Genomic DNA, 22,367 nt, shown 5'->3' on the forward strand with positions numbered 1-22,367 from the left:
AAGCGATTTGATCACTTAACTTGTAAAACAGAAGGCGCGCCATTCCCAAACGACTTTGTTCTTGCGCTTTATGCTCATCATTCTCGTTAGTCTTAAGAACGTATTTTTTCTTATCGATCAAGCAAGGATATACATTCAGTCTGATACCAGCTTGGGAAACTTCAATAGACTCTGGCAGATCGAAATCCCACGCTAATACCTCTTGTTCATTGCGCACTGAATCCTGAGCGTCTGCATCTGGCTTATCCTTTAGGTACTCATCAGCTTTCTCTACAACTTTAACGAGATCCCTTCCTTGAGTAATTAACTTTCCATTGTCATCAAGCACTCGGATATTCAAACGTAAATGATCATCGAGCAAATCAACATTCCACGCTTCAATAGGCACATTAACGCCTGTTAGATACTTGAGCTGCGCAGCCAAGCTTTCTAATAAGGGATCAGTACTGGATTCGACTTTTTCAAAGATTTTATTAACTGTATCCGGAACAGGTACAAAGTGTTTACGCAGTGTTCGAGGTAAATTCTTGATCAACTGCGTGCATTTTTCTTTAAGTAAACCAGGGACTAACTTCTCAAGGCGCGCGGCCGTAACCTGCCTTGCTGCGCGCGCTGGAACGTTAATACTGATCCCATCCTCCGCAGCTCCTGGTTTAAAGGAGTATGTTAAAGGAAACTTGATACCATTGTTTTCTAGGGTGTCTGGAAACATCCCAGCATCAAAGCTCGCGGCATTATCTAGTTTAAGTTGCTCTTCACTAAAGACAAGACGGAGCTTGTCATTCTCGCTTGCTTGGCGATACCATTTTTCGAGCGCAGCATCGCTCACAACATGTTTTGGCAGTAGGCCATCGTACAAGCTATATAGCGCCTCATCATCAATGACAACGTCCTTTCTTCGCGTACGATCTTCTATTTTTTCTAGCTCTTGCAAGGCAGCGTGATTGAGTTTGATCGCCTTTACACGCCCACGATATTCACCCTCCACTAATGCGCTACGAATAAATACTTCTCGCGCAACAACTTCATTCACAGAGCTGAAATTAACGAGCCGTTTTGCAACGATTTCAAGTCCATATAACGTGACTTTTTCATACGCTAATACTTGCCCGCGCTTGCGCTGATAATGCGGCTCGCTCCAAGACTTCTTAATCAAGTGCGAAGCAAGAGGTTCAACCCAACCTGCTTCAATGCGCGCATTCATACGCGCAAATACTTGTTGTGTTTCAACGAGTTCCGCAGACATTAACCATTTGACTTTGGATTTCGCGATACCAGACCCAGGATATATCTGAATCTTCTTGTTACGACAGGCAAGATAATCACGCTTTTCATCATGACGCGCGATGTTTGATAAAAATCCCGAAAGCAACGATTCATGCAGCGCTTGATACTTCAAGGATTTTTGATCGTCTGTCGCGGGTGAGTCTGATGCTTCAACATCAGGTGTTTGTGTACGCCAAGCTTTACAAGCAATGACTAGTTGACGATGCATCTCACGCCATTCTCGCATGCGCATAAACGATAAAAAGTTCTTTTGCGCATAGCGCTTTAGTGCACTCGAACCAAGTTCTTGTCGTTGCTCTTCGTAATGTTTAAACAAGAGTACTAGTGATGCAAAATCCGAGTCCTTATCTCGAAACTGAGCATGGGCTTGATCCGCAGCTTGACGTTTTTCAACTGGGCGTTCGCGAGGATCTTGTATAGCCAAGCCACTCACAACAATCAGGGCGTCATCAAGACAGTTTTGTTGTTTTGCTTGATACAAAACGCGCGCGAGTTTGGGGTCGATTGGCAGTTTTGCGATTTCTCTACCTAAACGAGTAATTCTATTAGTTTTGTTGACTGCACCAAGTTCAAATAAAAGCTTGAAACCATCATTCCAAAGCTTCGATTCTGGCATGTCCAAAAACGGAAATTTCTTTACGTCACCCAAACCTACATCCAACATCTTCAAGACAACTGAAGCAAGGTTTGTTCTTAGAATCTCTGGATCAGTAAACTCGGGGCGGGAATTAAAGTCGTCTTCACTATACAGCCGATAACATATGCCTTCTGCAACACGCCCACAACGCCCCTTACGTTGATTCGCGCTTGCCTGAGAAATTCCTTCAATTGGAAGTCTTTGAATTTTTGAACGAACGCTATAGCGGGACATTCGCGCTAAACCGCTATCAATCACGTAGCGAATACCTGGCACGGTAATCGATGTTTCCGCAACATTCGTCGCAAGCACAATACGACGACCAGAGTGGCTTCGAAATATCTTCTGTTGCTCTTCGTTACTTAGGCGAGCGTATAGCGGCGTTACTTCCGTATCACGCCAATCCATATCTCGCAGATGTTTTGCTACTTCCCGAATCTCGCGTTCTCCAGGAAGGAAAACAAGTGCATCACCAATGCGCCACCCCCGCTCCTTTTCATCGTCTTGCAAGGTTTCTACAGCGCGCTGAACCATTTCAGGTAAAGACATTTCATTATCGCGCCCACCATCGAGATATTTCACATCTACAGGAAAGGTTCGTCCCTCCACTGAGATAACAGGAGCATCTTCAAAATGGCGAGAGAAACGCTCTACATCAATCGTCGCGGAGGTAATCACTACCTTCAAGTCTTTTCGCTTTCGCAAAATGGTCTTTAAATAGCCCAAAATAAAATCGATATTCAGACTACGTTCGTGCGCTTCATCAATAATGAGCGTTTGATACTTGTTTAAAAACGGGTCATTTTTAATTTCGGCAAGCAAAATACCATCCGTCATGACCTTGACTAAGGTCTGGTCCGAGGACTGATCAGTAAATCTAACCTGATAGCCAACCGCGTGACCCAATTCTGTATAGAGCTCATCACTAATTCGATTAGCAACGGTTCTGGCGGCCAAACGACGCGGTTGGGTATGTCCAATTAATCCACGATTAGCTAAGCCTAACTCCAAACAAATTTTCGGAAGCTGAGTCGTTTTACCGGAACCTGTTTCACCAGCGACAACGACCACCTGAGCGATTTGAAGAGCATCCTTAATCTCGTCAACCTGTTGTGAGACGGGCAAATTTTTGGGATATGTAATAGTGACAGGTGTCTGCTTTCTCGACTCAACTAAATCACATGATTTCTGATACTTTTCGTCCAAGCTTTGAAGCTGCTTTTGGCGATCACTGTCATTAAGTTTTGCCGCATGGGACAGTTTACGCTTTATCGCATACGCATCGCGCAATAAACATTTAGACAAATCATATTGTTGAATATTGTTTTGATCGGAAACAGACACTAGGTTCTCTTTAATTTCTTTAGATACAGACGCTTACACGATGACGTTTGATTCGCTTTGATTGTGGCCTATTCTAACTTTAATAGACTTTTTTATAGCGGAAGCCAATTATGCGGGTTATCGAAAACATTACTTACGATGAACTACACGTCGGGGATTATGCCACATTCACAAAAACATTAACGGAAGATGAGCTAGTTTTATTTGCTGCTGCTTCTGGCGATGTAAACCCCGTTACTTTGGATGCGGAATACGCAAAAAAAACCACTTACAAAGAGCGTATAGGCCATGGAATGTGGGCAGGCTCTCTTATTTCTGCGGCTTTATCTACTGTTATTCCAGGTCCCGGGACAGTACATCTGGAGCAAAATTTAAAGTTCAATGAAGCTGTTAGACTCGGAGACACACTAACAGTGACGCTAACTGTTAAAGAGAAGCTAGCACACAACCGTGTTGAGATGGACTGCTCGGTTAGAAATCAGGATAATATTGAGATTATTACTGGCACTTCTTTGATTGCAGCCCCGACTGACAAAGTTTCGCTTCAAGAACCAAACCTGCCAAGAATCGAAATCGAAACAACATAAATCTGAAGGTAACTATTAATGACGACGCGTGCAGAACAAAAACTTAGAACACGCAGAGCCATTTTAGATGCCGCGCTTAAAATTCTATCTGATCAAAGAAGCCTTGATAGCATTGGCCTAAGAGAAGTTACTCGCGAAGCAGGTATCGCTGCTCCTTCCTTTTATAGACACTTCGCAGATATGGAAGAGCTTGGTTTAGCTCTTGTCGAGGAAGCTGGTCTATTTCTGAGACAGATGCTCAGAAAAACAAGACAACGTATCGATGATACGGACAGCGCAATTGATATTTCCACCGATACATTTATTGAGTTTCTCGAACAATATCCCGTGCATTTTCGTATTCTATTACAAGAACAAGTGGGCTATTCCGATGAATTCAGGCGCGCTGTTCGTCTGGAAGTAGATAATTTCATCAATGAGCTATGTGATTATCTTCAGTCTCGCGCTACACGAAATATAGACACGCAAAATGTAGCTGAAGCAATGATCGCGATCATTATTGCAATGGGAGCAAAGTTTACATTTTTAGATAAAGCTAAAAAACGAGCTCTGAGAGACAACACTATAAGCCAACTCAAACTCGTCATGCTTGGTGCGTTGAAAACAGAGATATAGCCTTCAATAACTCAGGCTAATCCCAAATAGCAAACGCACCAGCATTTGTGTCTCCATCAATCGTTGCCTCCGGCAAACCTATTGCTAACATACCCGCGAACAATGAAAGAGACTTAACTCGAGCATTCAATACTGAACCACCTAAAGCTTGTTCGTCATCATATACACTCAGGTATACCGGCGCTTCACTAATACTTTGATGATCATATATTTCTACATGAGCAGGAATTGTTGAGCTATTGAGTTCGAAACTGGCACTCGGCTGACCAATCACCAAGTAACGATTTTCCGCAGCAATCACCTCACCGAAATTAGCCCCCGATACGGGTTGCTTAGCCTTGATGTAATTGCTAATCGATAGAGCATCAAATTCATCAAGCATATACTGATAAACCGCACCATAATTACCGTCTAATGGTCCTCCGCCAACCGGCGCATTATTCTGATTTTCTCCGGTATTAATAACCGAGGAGTTGCTATCTTCAAACGGAGCTCCCACAAATAAAGTAGTATCCGTCAAAGCAACACTTGAACCGAATCGATCACCCTGATCATTGAAACTAGACTTTAGGTAGTCTTTAACAACAGGTAAATTATTGACTGGAGCCCGATTAAATACTAGCGCAGCTCCAGAGTTAACAAGGGTCGCGGCAACCGGGTTATCAATAAGATCCTGCAAATCGCTAGCTCTTCCGTTAGACAATGCCAGATCGCTCGATGAAGCGGAGTCGTTCGGTACTCCCACTAATACAAAGCGATCATTGACTGCCAAAGAAGCACCGAAAGCTTGTCCGGGATGCTCGAATATATGCTGGTAAGTATTGGTTTGCGTAAGCCACGTATTTCCTGATTCTCTAAAAAACTGATAAACCTTACCAAGTTGTCGAGCACTACCTGCTCTTTCGCGCTGCTGTGGCGCCCCCACGAACAACTCACCATTGTATTCTGCCAAAGCTGATCCAAATCCGGTTTTAGGATCAACAACATTCAAGGCATTATCTGGGCTTTTTATATAACCAACCTCTTGCGCAACACATGAATCCGAAATTTCATAGACATAGACTGCTCCGCTATCTATCTGAGAATAATTTAAGGTCAAACTTGCAGCCGCTGAAGAATATGCCCCAACCCCGTCAGAATCTTCTCCAGAAGCATAAACATACAAGTAATCACCTCGCAGAAGGACATTCGAGCCAAATGCATCATTTTCTCGCCCATTACTTGCTTTGACCAAACCACAAAACTCTAGTGAACCATTCTCTAAATCACGCTGATAGAGCTGAACAGCACCGCTATTTAAAGTAGTTGTATTAGATACCGTGTCAGATGCAGGAACGAAACTAGTATCGCCTCCATCATCCCCGGGTACTCCAACCGCTAGATATAATCCATTGCCCGACACCGAGCTTGCTTTTTTATCTTCGATATCAGAATTGGAATTGAATTGAGAAATCTCAATCGAATTTTTATAAGGACTTCTTTCAATAACAAGGGTTATATCGAAAGTCTCAAATTGAGTTCTTACTACTCGACTAACTTCTTCAATATTTCCATCTGGGTCTGTTATTTCCTCTACTTCAATCGTCCCAAAAGGCTCACATTTCGATCGAGTTTCTTCAAATCGGTAAGCTAAATCAAATCTAACATCAAGTTGAGAGGTCGCAGACAGCACGCCATAAGGAGCCTCAATTTTATTTTCCAATGTAACTGGGTCTAACTGCTCACTACTGTCACTAATAAGCGCTGTTAAATTCGAAATATCTGCGGCTGTTCCATCAAATAAAGCAACCCCTTCACCTGGACTAAGAAAATCTAAATATATATATAATTGGTCGCTAGCAGGCTCTAAAAATAAGGTTTCTGTAAGACTTGATGCAACCAAACTTTGCGCTTCGTATAGCACCTGAGCTTCTAATAAATCTACTCCCTTAGACACTAACTTAATCTCGTTGACAACGGGGCTTGCTAATGGAGCAATCGAACAATCCGGTTCATCAGGAGAAACTAAAACCGGATTTGCATCAACGTCATAGGTACGAGAGCACGCAGAGATAAAAACAATACAAGCTAATGAAGAAACGAGTGCACGAAGAGACAAAACAATTTCCAACTATAATTTTCTGAACCCAAGATTATATCGATGTTTCAATTATTGTTAGAGAGTCCGTACACAGTTTTTAAGACAAGTCTTTATATTTCTAGATCATGTACAATATGCGGTCTACCGAAAAAGATTATTCAATACATCAACAATTCATTTAAGTGGACTATGACCAAGCAACTTGATCGCACCTTTTCGATTGCTCCCATGATGGACTGGACGGATAAACATCAGCGTTACTTTGCTCGTTTATTAACGAAGCGCGCGTTGCTGTACACAGAAATGGTCACGACTGGTGCCATTATATATGGAGATGAAGATCGGCACCTTGGATACAACGAAGAAGAGCACCCTATTGCTCTTCAGCTTGGAGGCAGCGACCCTAAAGACCTAGCCAAATGTACCAAAATAGCTAAAACGCGTGCTTATGACGAAGTCAACCTTAACGTAGGCTGTCCAAGTGATCGAGTGCAAAATAATATGATTGGCGCTTGTTTAATGGGGCATAAAGACCTCGTTGCCAGTTGTATATCCGCAATGCGTGAGTCATGCGACATTCCTGTAACAATCAAACACCGTATTGGTATAGACGACTTCGATAGCGAAGAGTTTTTGAGTGATTTTGTCGGCACTGTCGCAGAAACCGGATGCTCTACATTTATCGTTCACGCCAGAATTGCAATTTTGGATGGTCTAAGCCCGAAAGAAAATAGAGAGATCCCTCCCCTCAAATATGATTGGGTATATCGTTTAAAACAACATTTTCCAGACCTAGAAATCATTATAAACGGAGGAATTAAAAACCTTGATGAAGCAGAAAATCATCTTAAAAATGTAGATGGCGTCATGCTTGGTCGAGAGGCTTACCATAACCCGTGGTTACTTTCGGAAGTGGATCAACGATTATACAACACTCCATCCAAGGTTTTAAAAAGACATGAAGTTATTGAGCAGATGTACCCCTACATTGAGCAACAGCTAGGACATGGTCAGAAACTTAGCTACATTACGCGCCATATTTTAGGCCTATACCACGCACAACCGGGTGGCAAACAATTTCGAAGGCATATAAGCGAGGAGGCGCACAAGCTAGGTGCAGGCATTGAAGTCCTAGAAAAAGCATTGTCTTACGTTAAATAATAATTTGCATTCAATGACTCTTAGTGTGAAGCAAATCGGTTTTTTATCTAGAGCATTAGTTTACGTTTACCTATATCCCATTACTCATTGAGTTTCATTATGTCGAACAAGTTAGACCAATTAAGAAAGATGACTGTTGTTGTGGCCGACACAGGTGATTTACAAGCAATTAAACAATGGAAGCCTCAAGATGCAACAACCAACCCTTCGCTATTGCTTAAGGCAGCTTCACTTACTGAATACGCTGAGCTATTGAATAATGCCAAGAGTCACGGCCTTGAAAATGGGGCGTCAAGTCAAGACCAACTAGATTTAGCTTGTGATCATCTGGCGGTTTCTATTGGTAAAGAAATATTAGGGCATATCCCAGGAAGAATTAGTACTGAAGTAGACGCTCGACTGTCTTTCGATACCGAAAGCTCAGTTGCTCGTGCACTAAGAATTATTGGAATGTATGAAGATTCCGGCATCCCAAAGGAACGAGTTCTCATTAAATTAGCTTCAACTTGGGAGGGTATTCAAGCGGCAAAAGCTCTTGAGAAACAAGGAATTAACTGCAATTTAACGCTTTTATTTGATTTCTCTCAAGCGCAAGCTGCAGCGGACGTTGGTGCATATTTAATCTCTCCTTTTGTTGGTCGAATACTAGATTGGTACAAATCGAACACAGATAAACAGACATACGAGCCTTGCGAAGATCCAGGCGTTTTATCAGTAAAAGAAATATTCAATCACTACAAAAGCAACGGGTACGATACTATTGTCATGGGTGCCAGCTTTAGAAATACTGGGGAAATTGAGCAACTTGCGGGCTGCGATAGGCTTACTATTAGCCCGCAATTATTAGAAGAGTTATCAAACGACACAGCCCCACTGGAACAAAAGTTGTTTACTAAATCAACAGAAACGACCACGACTCCTTATTCAGAATCACAATTCCGCTGGGGGTTGAACGCCAGCGCTATGGCAACAGAAAAGCTTGCCGAGGGCATTAGAAATTTCGCTGTTGATCAGCTGAAGCTCGAACAAATACTCAAAGGGTGAGCACTAGATGATATCAAAGCTAAAAGCTTTTTTTACTGAACTCGCTACACAAACGAATCCTGAAGTTAAGCAAAGTTCCATAGAGCTATGCTGTTTTAGCCTAATGTGCATCATCGCTAATATCGACAATGACTTTGATGAAAATGAACGACTAACAATCAAAGAGCTTGGCAAAGAACTTTTTAGCCTAGACGATTCAACAATTTCAGACATCATCAAAGATGCTGAGCAATCAGCGCATGACTCAACTTCTTTGCACCAATTCACCTCAACCATTCACGAGCATCTGCAAGAGAAAGACAAATTCGCTCTCATCGTTGGCTTATGGAAAATAGCGTATGCTGATGGATCAATAGACAAATACGAAGAGCACATTATTCGCCGAGTGGCCGAACTCATTTATCTTGATCACGCTAGGTTCACAGAAGCAAAGCATGTAGCAAAACCATGACGTATATCATTGGACATCGGGGCGCACGCGCAGAACTTCCTGAAAATACAGTGCCTAGCTTTGTTCACGCCCAACAAAATGGATGCTTCGCTTTTGAGCTCGACGTCAGGCTATCTTCTGACCATGAACTGATGGTATTTCATGACATTACGACGAACAGAACGACGGGATATCGAGGAAATATACACCACAGTACATCATTGAAACTTCAGACACTAAACGCTACAGCAGGTCATTTACGCTCAACATCCTGCTTCATTCCAACCTTAAAGCAAGTTGTCGATGCCGTGCCTGAAACTTGGGACTGGCAATTCGAAGTAAAACCTACGAGTAGACAAAGAATGGATACCCTCGCCTACAAGCTTGCACGATACCTCAGAACAAATAGTCTTAAATTAGGGCGAGTAAGTGTTACATCATCTAGCCCGTATTTTCTAAATAAAATACATCGGATCGATAGAAAAATTCGGCGCGGTTTAGTTGCCGATTTTGATGGGAAAACAGCCCTGCAAACTGCCACCAATTTAGATCTCGAGCTCATTGCTCTTAACGATAAGTTCTGTAATAAAACCGTTGCCAATGACATTCTAACAGCAGGAAAAGAGATCTCCATATGGACGGTAAATGACTTACATCGTATCGATCAACTGCGCCTAATGGGCGTTAACAGTGTCATTACTGACATCCCTTCAAAGGCGATCGCTAACCCATAAATACCTACAGGCTATGTGTTAGCGATCTTGTATGATTTAAAAATCAGTCGGATCTAGAGGATCAGTTTTCTCGAGCAACTCATCCAAATCATTCCAACCATCTGCATCCGTATCCGAACTTCTAGGATCTGTAAGATTCTCGTATTCCTCCAAGTTCACTAATCTGTCGTTATCAGCATCACCGAAACGCCCAGTCCCTGGATTTGATGTTGGAACACCACAATGAATATCGTCGATTAAGTCGTAACGACGTTCATAGAAGCAAGGAATTCCATCCCCGTCATCTGTAAGCATCGGGTTACCATCAAACAACCCGACGCCTTGAACGATCACTAAACCATTTGACTCTTTAACTTGAACGACCTCTGAACCAATCGGAGCTAGCCCCCATATACCCTCATCTTGACGTGTCGCAGCGAAATTAAATGCATTCTCTACCTTAGGTTTAGGATTAGGATCAGGATCAGGCCCAGAAGCAGCCAGAGAGTTAACATGAATCTGCAAACTATTTAGCACAAAATTACTCGGTGCGACATCTAGCCCTGAATTATCTAAGAAAGAAGAAACCGTGTATATTTCTTCATTAAGACTATCAATAGCTGATTGCTGAACAAGCATTTCATACATCGATGACCTGAAATGCCGACTCAATACGGTTTGATTTAAAGGTAATATTTCAGATAGATCTTGGCTCAGAGCAAAACCGCTCGGTATGATTACGCGAGAGGCAGCGGCCTCCCCTGTTTTAGATACCAAGCCAACACTCAATTTACTTTCTGGTAAACCAACCCAGCCAGCATTAGCAAGTAAAACTGTATTACCAATCGACGGAGAGCCAGATGTATCTACAGAGACTAAGGCCACATCTTCGATAGTATCCGAACCAATCGGTATATAAATCCCTTGCCCAGCTACCCAGACTGCATTGCGCAATTGAGCATTATCCAAATCGACTCGCCCTACAATGCCACCAGCTAAATCGTACATCGCAAGTTTAGAGCCGGGCCCATCACTTTCTTGCACAACAAAATGGTCATCAACAGACAACAAACCAAAGATTGAACCATTCGCAACACTTAGCGAAGGCAAAGTATTGACGGTTGAAGGTGACCCGAGATCAACTGAGCGCAGTGATCCGTTTGTACCGACGAGAATTAACTTGTCTTGCGCAGATTCATATGTGGCAAAATCTACAGATGAAGAAGACACATCAATATGATTAATATAATTGCCCGTTGCATAATCATAATGGATCAAAGAATCCCAATTCGATGCGTAAAACGCAAACTGCTCATAAGTGGCATTATCAATAAATGCTACTTTGCCTACTTCAGTTTGCTCAGCCATCCAGCTAGCGTAGCAGCGCATACGATCCGCTCTTTGAAAACCATTCGTCAAGCTCGAACATGCACTATCTAATGGATATGAATCAATATCATCATTAACACCATCGTTATCGCTATCAGCGATAGTCGGCAACGATATATAGCTCACAGTAAAACAATAGGTTGCGCCATTTACACTGTGCTCTATTTCAGTCGAAGAACACTTTCCTGGCCCAGTTTCTAATCGCGGATTCGTAAATTCTGTCGCCGCATCTGGCGTGACAAAAGATACTGCAAGCTCCGCATCATCTGTTACGCCGTCACTATCAGTATCTTTTTCTTGAACCAGCGTTGAAAGTATATTTAGTTCTATACCGTCTTCCAGACCATCTCCATCCGAATCAGATTTAATTGAATTAGAGTCAGAAAGTTCAGCCTCTAACAAATTGCTTGCATAATCATTGTCGTAATCTTCATTCGCATCGGGAATTCCATCATTATCTGAATCCATACTTAATGGATTGCTATGTATAAAACGACTTTCCGTTCTCATTTTTTCAAACGATTGAGGAAGCGACATATCTGTCTCTGACAAATCAACAGGAGCTTCAAAGTCAATAGGTGAAACCTTATTTTCGATGGTCAGCAGCTCTTCAAGATCGAAAATACCATCACCATCACCATCCTCTGACCGCGGGTCTGATATGTACCAAACGTATAGTCTATCTAGGCCCGGAACTGATAAACCACCGAAATCCGTGACTACCTCTCTAAATGGCGGATTATGAAAGTCAACTCGTGGTGACGGAACCCAACCAGGAGACAAGGCCTTACTGTTTAATACCTCGTCTGGAATGTTGTCATTATTCAAATCTTCACCGAAATAAAATAATGAATCATCTGATTTATAACCAAAAACCCAAACTTCTTGGCCATCATTTATAGTATCCCCATCAGAATCTATACTTATTGGATCAATGCCTGTTATAAGTTCAACAAAATCTGGTATCCCATCGTTATCTCCGTCGACACTCAGAGGATTATCATCAACACCGTCGATCAGAAAATCTCCATCTGTATCCATGACCGTTGGATTAGTGCCCGCAGAGACCTCTAGACCATCATCTAAGCCATCACCGTCAGTATCTCTAATGTTAGGGTTAGTTTTGTTTCCATTTGCATCGCCATCACTTTCCTCCCCATCCTTTAATCCGTCACCATCAGTATCTTCTTCCAAGGGATCACTGGTACAAGGCACTAAACTAGCTCCACCATCTTGAAAGCAAGAGACATTATTAGGATCGCCTCTTACCTCTTCAAAATCAGTCAAGCCGTCATTATCAGTGTCTTGCATCCAAGGATTTGTACCCAACACTAATTCTTCAATATTGGTTAAACCATCAAGATCAGCATCCTCGTTGGCGTCACTCAAACCATTTAAGGTTGTTAAGAACTCATATTGATCAGGGAAGGCGATCGAACTATCTTCGTTCAATATATTTCCTGACCCATCGACACTGCCGTTAGGAACAATGGTAGACAAATCCTGTATCCAAACTCTAGTTATTGGGCCATCAGAAGTTAAAAAGGTACTAGTTAGCTTGCCTTTGTCATTTATTAAGGACCCAGTGTCTGCATCTCTCGGCAAGGTAAATACGAGCTCTAATTCATCAACATTAGCGATACCATCCAGGTCTATATCTTCTTCACCATCGGCGGTGTTGTCTAAATTCGTATCTTTCGAATTAGGATCTGTTAATGTCAAATAGACTTCATATCCGTCTCTGAGACCATCTAAGTCACTATCTATATTGTTTGGATTTAGGTTCAGCCGTACTTCGTCTCCGTCAAGTAAAAGATCATTATCTGTATCAGCAAAGCCAGGATTAATATTTAACGCATCTTCATCAAAATCTGACAAGCCATCATTATCTGAGTCGCACTTGAGAGCGCTTACGTAGCCATTTGGAGGATTAGTAACGTCAAAACCTAATTCCAACAAATCATCATTAGAGTATGTAAACTCAAATTCCCATTCCTCAAGATCTATTAATCCATCACCATCGGAGTCAGCTTTAGTCGGATCGGAAAAGAAACCGCGTGCAACCGCTTGCGCGTCGAGACCAAACTCAAAATAATCGCTCAGGCCATCGCCATCGGTATCAGCCAAATCGCCACGCGTTTTAATTGAGGTTAGATGAGTGGTATTGCCATTACATTCAACTTGCTGTTGTGGGGTATGCGTAATTCCGTCTCGCTCTTCTTTGTCAGTTAGTCCGTCACCATCTGTGTCATCCAATAGAGGGTCTGTGGTGTAGTATGTTTGTCCAACGACTCTAGCTGGACGTACCTCGTCTCCATCGTTAATCCCATCATTATCGCTATCGGGATCGCTAGGATCTGTGCCATATATTGCTTCCTCCCAATCTTTCAAACCGTCAGAATCAGTATCTGTATTGTTTACATCGCTACCATCATTAGGATTAAGGCCCGCCACCTTAGATTCGACGAAGTCACGCAGACCATCACCATCCGAGTCTGCTGATAAAGGATTAGTGCCTAATGCAAACTCCTCTCCATCAGCCAAACCATCGCTATCGGTATCTGGGTTATATGGATCAGTTTTGTCAGTTTCTTCTTCAGCGTTAGTGCGACCATCTCGATCATAATCACTCGCACCATCGTTATCTAACACTCCATCCAAATCGAAGTCTTGAGACGTAGGGTTTGTGGGATCAGTGAATAACACAAAAATTTCAAAATAATCACTGACGCCATCGCTATCTGTATCAGCTAAGTTATGGTCCGTGCCATATATATTAATTTCTTCGAAATTCGTTAAGCCATCATTGTCATCATCATTAGAGCCAATAATTCCAGCGCCGACACTGTCATTCAGTCCGTCATTATCACTGTCGTTCTTATACTCATCACCGCCCGACTCTTCACCATTGCTCAAGCCATCACCGTCGGAATCTACGAGGAAATCAGAAATATCATCAAAATTATTAAAACGATCTAGTCGCGATACTCCACCTAATAACTGATCTTTATCAGAACTTAGATTGTCGTCAGAATTTGAGTAATGTTCGTACCAACCTGGCAAGCCATCACTATCAGAATCACCAACTTCTTCACGCAGGTACTGCAAATAACCTAAAGAAGGGGATGCGCTATTTTCAACCTGACGAAGCAACACAATATCTTCCTGAGCATTAAACAATGCCAAAGCCTGAGTACCATAACCAGATCTTGCATATCTCCAATACTCGCTATCATTTGCTGCATTCGGATATAACTGAATCGTTAATTTTCCATCAATCCCGAGTGTTGTAGTGTGTCTATCTGAAGTATCTCTTTGAACTGCTAACACGAACGCTCTATCTAAATCAGCATTCGCTGATTCGAAATCAGGGGTTATTGCGTCAGGCAAATAACTATGACCAGATGCAAAACGCAAACGTCTGGTCGATAAGGCATTATCTATGTACAACGAACCATTCAATACCAAGTCTGAACTATTCAAATTAGGCGACTCAATTACTGTTGGCAGCCCGCTATAGTCAAAGCGCACGAAAGTATCGTTTATGTCATCTAGTGCCCACAAAGCTTGACGCGTATTTTTATCGTCCCACACAGCATGTTTGACACTTACTTGAGTAGCCTCAAACGATTCAATAGCACGAGACCCTTTGTTAAAAATCGTTTGAGACAAGATACCCATTGAGTTCGTCGTTTCGACGATCAAATAAGTACCTTGATCCCAAATCGCACCAACTGGATCTGAGGTTGTAGTGTCAAAGAATTGCGCGAATACCGCAGGATCAGCACTTGTATCAAATTGACGAACGACCCCATTTGAATAACCTACAAATAAGGTATCGCTAGATGAAGCATCTGAGGCAAACGTCAACGCACTAACTGAGTCAACTAATTGATTAGCGGTAATCGGTGTAAGATAACGACCAGTCGTGCCATCCATGAGATATAACTGTTCAAGATCTCCTCCGGCCAAAGCAACTTTTATCGGGGAACCTATGTCTTGATCGTTCGTAGAAGCCGCTCTCACAGTCGGCCGTTTTTGATAAAGCCAACTTGCATAGCAAGTCCCAGCTGGGACAGGGTTATATTCTTCGGCATAACGATAATTAGCTAGACCACCAACCTTGATAACAGTGCCAGTCATGGGAGCATTGGTCAGCTCCATACCATCTTGAACACCATTATTTAAAGTATCACTGTCGTTAGGATTGTAATCATTAGCCACTTCAAAGCCATCTCCCAAACCATCACTGTCACTATCAGTCTGCGTAGGATCGGTATTAGTAACGAGAACTTCAGCACCATCAGACAATCCATCTTCATCAGTATCGTCTTTTCTCGGATTGGTCATACTAATGTTAACTTCATACCCATCGGGTAAACCATCTGCATCACTATCGGCACGTCTAAGGTTCGTTCCATCATCGTACTCATCAGTATCTAACAACCCGTCTTGATCAAGATCTAGGTTTAAATCGACAAAATCTAAGTCATCTAACGGATCTGAACCACGCAGTTTCACCTCATAGTAATCAGAATTACCATCGTTATCGGTATCGGGGTTTAAAGGATCAGTGCCGGCAAGCAATTCATCTGAATCTGATAAACCGTCACCATCACTGTCCGCTGAACGCATATAAGAGACAACTCGGCTATTTGAAGGGTTTGCGAGATCAATACTTAACTCATCGAGATTAGGAATGCCATCCATATCAAAATCATCGGGATTCCCTTGGTCTCTCGCACTACACGCCGGATCATAAATAAAATAGTCTTGCGAGTTTTTAACTCCATCCCCGTCAAAATCTTGATCAGTTGATGGTACAAAACCGTAGCCAATTACGGCTGAAGCAAAATCATCGACGAACTTGTCACCCACATTATTAGGCTTAGATGGGTCTGTTTGATGGATAGAAAACTGGATCGAACTACCTACAGGTAAAGACTCTATACTTAATTGCGGCTGGAAATTTTCATCATCCGCAACAAATTGACCGTCGACAGACCATAAAGGTATCAAAACTTCAAAAATACTTGATGCAACAGTTTCAGCAACCGAAATTATATCGCCCTGCCCATAAAAACTATTGTCAAACTCAAGAATAGAGGCTGCGTTTAAAGGAACTGTAGCTACAGATACAGCAGGTGTTAAACCTTCTATTTCACCAATACGATAAGAATATCCAACTGTTAACTCCTCATTATATAAGAGCTCTGTTTGGATATCGTAGCCATTAACGGGATCTAGATTTTCATTAAGTAAAACAGTTCCACCTGCATACCATCGAGGTTCGAAGAATAAATCTATAAATTGATTATTAGGAACGAAAGACTTATCAAGCTCAGCAGATATACTTCTTCCAATTACTGATACATTCTGCACAGCAATCGGTATAACGGAAGGATCACTAACTACCAAGGTCAAAATCGACTTTAAGTCTAATTTTATGCTTTTAGTAACATCGGTACTATCGTCTAGACGAAACGCGATGTCGACCTTAACAATATCTCCGAGTGCAGTTATGCCAGCATCCAAAATATACGGCGAAGCAGCAGATGTACTAAATGGCCTAAAATATTCCGAAGAGGCGTTATTTATAGACCATTGCATCTCTATCACACCATCGAGATCACTCAAAGATTCACTGAACTGGAATCCGATAAAATCGCCTGGCGGAGAGAATGGCGAGTTGAGAGTCAAAGAAGGTATATTAAGTACAGGAGCTTCAACTGATATTGGAACTGAGAGAATATTCGAATTATCAAAACCCTTTAATTCCGCCTCTACAAAGTCCTTTAGAATAATTTGCCCACTAAGAAGTGATCTCTCAAAACTAGTCGTCTGGAGAGAAGCGATTTCATTAACAAGCGTTTGTGCTCCCTGTTCAACAAGACGAGAGACACTCCAAACTGCACTGAACTCGGAAACGGATCTGAGAGTATTACCCCCAAGAAAAAGATCGACGCGTTGTCCGGAGCTCAAATAACTAGTCCCAAAATTTAATGGGACTTCCACAGCTTGTGAATCAAAGACTAGAACGACATCTTCATAATTTGGATCGGTAGCATCCAGAGCTAAGAACAAAAAACCCGCGACTGCGTTTATCGGAATAGATGTACTAGAAAGCTCATATCCCAGTTTAGGATCAACAAAGCGGGTAAACAATCCATCAGTAAAACTATAACGATCAACTTGACCATTAGAATATGCAACATATAAGAATTGATTTAGCGAATCTTCAACAAATTTAACCGGCGTAAAGTCATCAAATGGGTTATTGCTATCTCTAGACGCAGGCAGTTGCAAAACACTGTTGGTAACCTCTGGACCTTGGATAAAAAGAAGACCTAAAGAGCCATCATAGAATAGCTCGGAACTCGAATCAGCTAAGGTAAAACTAGGTGAGGTAATTCCTTTAGCGGATAGATAAGAAGATCGACAATACCGAAGCTCTCCCATAGGAAGGGCATTAGAGGCTTGAAACTCCGATACGTTTGATGAAACCAAAGTGGTAAGATTGAAGCTTTCTTCTACAGTACTACACGCATCATCTCCTGGTACAGCGTCGAATCTATTACTGACTCCATCACCATCGTCATCTAAGTCAAGACCGAAATCATAGTTAAAAACATCCACCTTGCGTGCCGTATCGATTAAATGTACCGATAGAGTATAAGTCGAACCGTAGTCTGCGGAAGCGCTCTCTACGGCACTAATATCAAGTTCTTCAAGACTTTGGCCACTGCTATCAATCCAAGAACTATATAAGTCACCCAATAAAAGAGAAATATCAAGATCTTCTCCACCGTTCGGATTAACGCAAACACTGTAGGCTGCACATAACTCTGCCGTTGCCCTGATAGCGACATCGGGTAGTTCACCGAGACTACTAGGCATAGGACTAACTGAAAACTCATATTCTTCAAAGTCTGGCACAGTAATAGCTAACTCTACAGAATAACTACGAACAGGCGACTCGGTAGTAGAAAAACTCCCAAGCACTCTATAGCTTCCAGGAGTGTCGGCTACGAAGTTGAGCCCTACTTGCGTCAGATCGTTTGGCTCAGTGAGTGTCACATTTGAACCAAGGGGTTTGTCAGAGATAACCCAGTTATCAATAATTGGAGTTATCTGGTCACCTATCCCAAGGCAATTATCTGAAGTACATTGACCATTGGTTTCCTCAATAATTACAGAGAAATCTACCTCTCCAGAAAAACGTGCCGTTAAACTAACAAGCTCGTCAAAGTTAGAAGAAGTTAACCCTTTGTAGCCAACCGGAATATCCATTTCCGATTTGTTCGGATCAAATGGAAAAGCATCTTGATTATCTAAAACTCCGTCTCCATCAGTATCTATTCCGGAAACAGGAATTGAAAAGTTAAATTGCGATGATGATACGACTAAGTCGTCAATAATCTCTTCAGGAAGCAGATCTGAAAATTCACTTCGCATTACCGAAGGAGTATCTGAAACCAGAGCCCCAGACCGTATGATGTTAAAGTTCGAAGGTCCAGTTTGGAGAATTGCTTTAGATAAGTCAGATTTATTAAACAACTCTCTATCATACGCATAACCATCAATTTCATTGTCAATAATATCACTAGCTATACCGTTAATAGACTCTTCAAGAGTTATTGAATTGTCATTTGATAAGCGAAATGCGTATGCCCCTGTATACTCATTTAAATAACGAGCTGTAACAATCGGACTTTGTAGAATAGGCTCGAGCAATGATTCTCTGGTAAAGATTAATGGTCTAGATAATACTCCTTGTCCAATTACCGGCGAGAATCCATCGAAACTCGTTGAAATAACATCAGAGATTTCAGATATGTTTCCATAAATACTGTAAGGTTGTGAAATAACCTCTGTAGGTTTTAAACCACCAGCAAAATTTAAATCGTTCAACCAAGACAATGAAGATTCTACTGACGTTAAAGAAGAGATGATCGAAATATGAGAAATCAAACTTACAGATCTCGTTGGGGAGATTAGTTCGGCATTAGTAAATCGCACTCGTTGAGCTATAGAAAGTCTTTCATCCGTAAGACTTGGGACCAGCGTACCGTCGTCAAACCGTAACAACTCACCTTCAAAATAATACTTAGCGGCAACATCTTCTTTTGAATTATCTCCGGCACCACGAATCTCAGCCGTACTAACAACTGTCGAAAGCGTTGGTATAATCGATCGTTGACCAGAAGTGAGATCAATCGCATCAGACAAGTCTGCTTCAAGATAGATCAAGCCATCAAAATCCTCGAATGCAACGGCGGGAACTTGGGCTTGGGAATTAGAAACCTGCTCTGCAACCCAGTTGACAGGGCGACCGTTACCTGGATTTAGCTCAGGACTAACAAATGCTTCCTGAATGGCTGAAGGGTATCGAGACTGATAATCTGATATAAATTGTATTACGACAGCATTTGAAGTTGCATGAGTCGTTAACAGATCGTTAAGGCGCCAATTATACAAAGCATCTTTTTGCTTAATTAAGTCCACTGCATCAAGTGGCGTAACAACATCATTGCTCAAAGTTAGCAATGCTGCTTTAAGATCTTCATTACCTTCATTTTGATACGCTTGAAAAACGATACGATCTAACTCAAAAACATCATCAGAGTCATCGACCTTAAGCTCTAGTTGAACCAAATTACGCTGCGCTACGAGATCTGTACGAAACCAGTTATTTTCTTCCGCCTCATCAAGCAGGTCATCAATCCGCTTAGCGACATCAGTCTTAGAAAGCACTGACAATTCAATCGCATTAATGTCTTCTAAAAGAAGCTGCCAACCTTGTGATTTGATGGGATTTTCTTCGCGCGGTGCAAAAACATTGACGATACTTTTTACTTCCGAGAAACTAATTTCCCCATCATCTTCGTCTAATTCGTCATGTAAGCGAGAATTTACTGTAGGAACAGCAGCAACAAGGTTTTTAAGCTCTGACAGAGTTGCATATTCCGATAAGATATTTTCAACGTACTGTCTGTGATACGCATTAGTCTCGTTACTAATGAAATCATTAAGGATCGTTTCTGCATCCACGACAGAATTAGTCGCATTAACATTAGAAACCAACTGAGGTATCTCACCAACTAAAGCATCACGAGCCGCTAGCTGCTGCAGTAAACTATATACCTCTCCGTCAGATAGCGTCGTAAACTCAATATTTCCATCGTTATAACGAACACCCCAATCGTATAACTGATCAATAAAATACTCGAAAGCATTTGTTAGTTCGCCAAAAGCCCCCTCTTCTAAATCAACCTTGTAGAAGTTTACTCTTGCCCCGGCCATAGGACCTTTTACAACATTCACGTTAAGGCTAAGATCTGCTTGACGTGCCGGCGCTTCAACCTCATCACTTAGTGGAACAACGTCAGAACTTCCACTACCACATGCAGCAAGCACAAAAGATAAACATGAGATAAGACTAATTTTTTTAACGCTGGTAAAGCTTAGAAGCATGAGGAAAGTATGGTCCATTCACTTACAGAAAAAACTTCTCCAATAATGGAGAAATAGGCTTTTGGCATGGTACAAAATGCACCAAGTAAGAACAATGAACGAGGGATAGAAGCGTGAACTATTAGACGCGTTTAAATGAGGAAACGAGACCTAGATCATTACTAGGTCTCAAGCATGAAAAACAATGTTAAAAAATACGATTTAAGCCGTTCAATGCAGCCACTCGATAAGCTTCCGCCATTGTCGGATAATTAAAGGTCGTATTAATGAAGTAATCGAGGCTATTCGCCTCTCCTTTTTGGTTCATCACAGCCTGCCCAATGTGCACGATCTCTGCCGCTTGGTCACCAAAGCAATGAATTCCCAATATTTCTTTGGTATCTCGGTGAAACAAGATCTTCAACATCCCAACCGCCTCACCTGTAATTTGCGCACGGGCTAAATCTTTAAAAAATGCCTGCCCGACTTCGTAAGGAACCTTATCTTCAGTCAATTCACGCTCAGTTCGACCTACTGAACTAATCTCAGGAATGGTGTAAATGCCAGTAGGCACATCATCGACGAACCTAAAGTACTGATCCTCTGACATTGCCGCCGCCGAAGCACGACCTTGATCGTAAGCAGCACTCGCCAAAGCAGGCCAACCTATAACATCTCCAACGGCATAGATACCCTCTACTTCAGTTCGATAGTGATCATCGATCGTAAGCTGTCCACGTGAGTTAGGCTTCAAACCAGTGTTTTCGAGCCCCATATTATCGGTATTACCACTACGCCCATTACACCAAAGAAAAGCATCCGCTCGAATTTTTTTACCCGATGCAAACGTCACCTCAACCGCATTATCAGTACCGACCACAGACTCATATGTCTCGTTATGACGAACTAACACGCCGTTATTGCGGAGGTGGTAGCTCAAAGCATCAGAGATCTCGTCATCTAAAAATGACAGTAACTTTTCACCAGGATTAACTAGATCGACTTTCACACCTAGGCCTGCAAAGATAGATGCGTATTCGCTACCGATTACTCCAGCCCCATAAATCACAATGGTTCTAGGCGTATGACTTAAGGTAAGAATCGAGTCACTGCAATATATACGCTCATGACTAAAGTCGACATTGGCAGGTTTATAAGGCCGACTTCCACTTGCTATGATGACCATTTCCGCAATCAATACATCCGTGCTTTGATTATCTCTTACCTCAATTCGATTTTTATCTAGAAAGAACGCACGGCCATTGTACAGATCAACCCGATTTCTCGCGTAGAACTGAGTACGGAGTTTCACTTGCTTATGAATAACTTTTTCAGCGCTTTTCAAAACACGAGGAAACGAAAACCAACGAGGCTCACCAATATCACGAAACATACTATTGGTGTTGAAACTAATGATCTGTTTAACAGCATGACGCAATGCTTTTGAAGGAATTGTCCCTAAGTGGGTACAGTTACCGCCAACGACTTGTTTCTCTTCGATCACCGCAACACGTTTTCCGTGTTTTGCGGCATTCATTGCAGCCCCTTCTCCTGCAGGCCCCGAACCAATAACAACTACATCATAGCGATACTCAGCCATACTTCCTTCGTCCCTCTTCCATTACAT

The 22,367-nt window shown here is 42.1% G+C and carries 10 protein-coding genes; 6 read left to right on the forward strand and 4 right to left on the reverse strand.

Annotated features, from left to right (window positions below):
• Positions 1-3,268 (reverse strand): ATP-dependent RNA helicase HrpA (gene hrpA / locus A3762_RS23555; RefSeq protein ID WP_068757920.1); only part of this gene is annotated, 3,268 nt, incomplete at its 3' end.
• Positions 3,269-3,378: 110 nt separating this feature from the next.
• On the opposite strand from hrpA, the gene A3762_RS23560 reads away from it, so the two are divergent.
• Both A3762_RS23560 and fabR read left to right on the forward strand, forming a co-directional pair.
• The gene (locus A3762_RS23560; protein WP_068757921.1) at positions 3,379-3,855 is read left to right on the forward strand and encodes a MaoC/PaaZ C-terminal domain-containing protein; all 477 of its coding nucleotides are present in this window, start codon (positions 3,379-3,381) and stop codon (positions 3,853-3,855) included.
• Between the two features lie 18 nt (positions 3,856-3,873).
• Positions 3,874-4,470, forward strand: a complete 597-nt coding sequence (fabR, locus tag A3762_RS23565) for an HTH-type transcriptional repressor FabR (RefSeq protein WP_068753779.1) — start codon at positions 3,874-3,876, stop codon at positions 4,468-4,470.
• 16 nt (positions 4,471-4,486) lie between these two features.
• Here the strand turns inward: fabR and A3762_RS23570 are convergent, their stop codons facing one another.
• Entirely contained in the window at positions 4,487-6,568 is a 2,082-nt protein-coding gene (locus tag A3762_RS23570) for a hypothetical protein (protein WP_197469540.1), read from the reverse strand.
• 171 nt (positions 6,569-6,739) lie between these two features.
• Between A3762_RS23570 and dusA the strand changes: the two genes are divergently transcribed.
• From dusA to A3762_RS23590, 4 genes are all read left to right on the forward strand, one after another.
• Positions 6,740-7,711, forward strand: coding sequence for a tRNA dihydrouridine(20/20a) synthase DusA (gene dusA, locus A3762_RS23575; protein WP_068757927.1), 972 nt, complete (start codon positions 6,740-6,742; stop codon positions 7,709-7,711).
• A gap of 99 nt (positions 7,712-7,810) precedes the next feature.
• On the forward strand, positions 7,811-8,755 hold the full coding sequence (gene tal / locus A3762_RS23580; RefSeq protein WP_068757953.1) for a transaldolase: 945 nt from the start codon (positions 7,811-7,813) through the stop codon (positions 8,753-8,755).
• Positions 8,756-8,762: 7 nt separating this feature from the next.
• The gene (locus A3762_RS23585; RefSeq protein WP_068757929.1) at positions 8,763-9,206 is read left to right on the forward strand and encodes a TerB family tellurite resistance protein; all 444 of its coding nucleotides are present in this window, start codon (positions 8,763-8,765) and stop codon (positions 9,204-9,206) included.
• On the forward strand, positions 9,203-9,919 hold the full coding sequence (locus A3762_RS23590) for a glycerophosphodiester phosphodiesterase (protein ID WP_068757931.1): 717 nt from the start codon (positions 9,203-9,205) through the stop codon (positions 9,917-9,919). The genes A3762_RS23585 and A3762_RS23590 overlap by 4 nt, the downstream gene beginning before the upstream one ends.
• Positions 9,920-9,955: 36 nt before the next feature.
• On the opposite strand, the gene A3762_RS23595 is transcribed toward A3762_RS23590, so the two are convergent.
• Positions 9,956-20,761: a hypothetical protein gene (locus A3762_RS23595; protein ID WP_068757933.1), complete on the reverse strand. Its 10,806-nt coding sequence runs from the start codon at positions 20,759-20,761 to the stop codon at positions 9,956-9,958.
• Between the two features lie 187 nt (positions 20,762-20,948).
• A complete protein-coding gene (gene sthA, locus A3762_RS23600) occupies positions 20,949-22,340 on the reverse strand; it encodes a Si-specific NAD(P)(+) transhydrogenase (RefSeq protein WP_068757935.1) in 1,392 nt (463 codons plus the stop codon).
• Between the last annotated feature and the right edge of the window lie 27 nt (positions 22,341-22,367).

It is taken from the genome of Oleiphilus sp. HI0125, assembly GCF_001635355.1.

Excerpts from the sequence above, each read along its gene's own strand:
- A3762_RS23560 (WP_068757921.1), top strand. The coding sequence starts at position 3,379 with ATGCGGGTTATCGAAAACATTACTTACGATGAACTACACGTCGGGGAT.
- fabR (WP_068753779.1), top strand. The coding sequence starts at position 3,874 with ATGACGACGCGTGCAGAACAAAAACTTAGAACACGCAGAGCCATTTTA.
- dusA (WP_068757927.1), top strand. The coding sequence starts at position 6,740 with ATGACCAAGCAACTTGATCGCACCTTTTCGATTGCTCCCATGATGGAC.
- tal (WP_068757953.1), top strand. The coding sequence starts at position 7,811 with ATGTCGAACAAGTTAGACCAATTAAGAAAGATGACTGTTGTTGTGGCC.
- A3762_RS23585 (WP_068757929.1), top strand. The coding sequence starts at position 8,763 with ATGATATCAAAGCTAAAAGCTTTTTTTACTGAACTCGCTACACAAACG.
- A3762_RS23590 (WP_068757931.1), top strand. The coding sequence starts at position 9,203 with ATGACGTATATCATTGGACATCGGGGCGCACGCGCAGAACTTCCTGAA.
- A3762_RS23595 (WP_068757933.1), bottom strand. The coding sequence starts at position 20,761 with ATGCTTCTAAGCTTTACCAGCGTTAAAAAAATTAGTCTTATCTCATGT.
- sthA (WP_068757935.1), bottom strand. The coding sequence starts at position 22,340 with ATGGCTGAGTATCGCTATGATGTAGTTGTTATTGGTTCGGGGCCTGCA.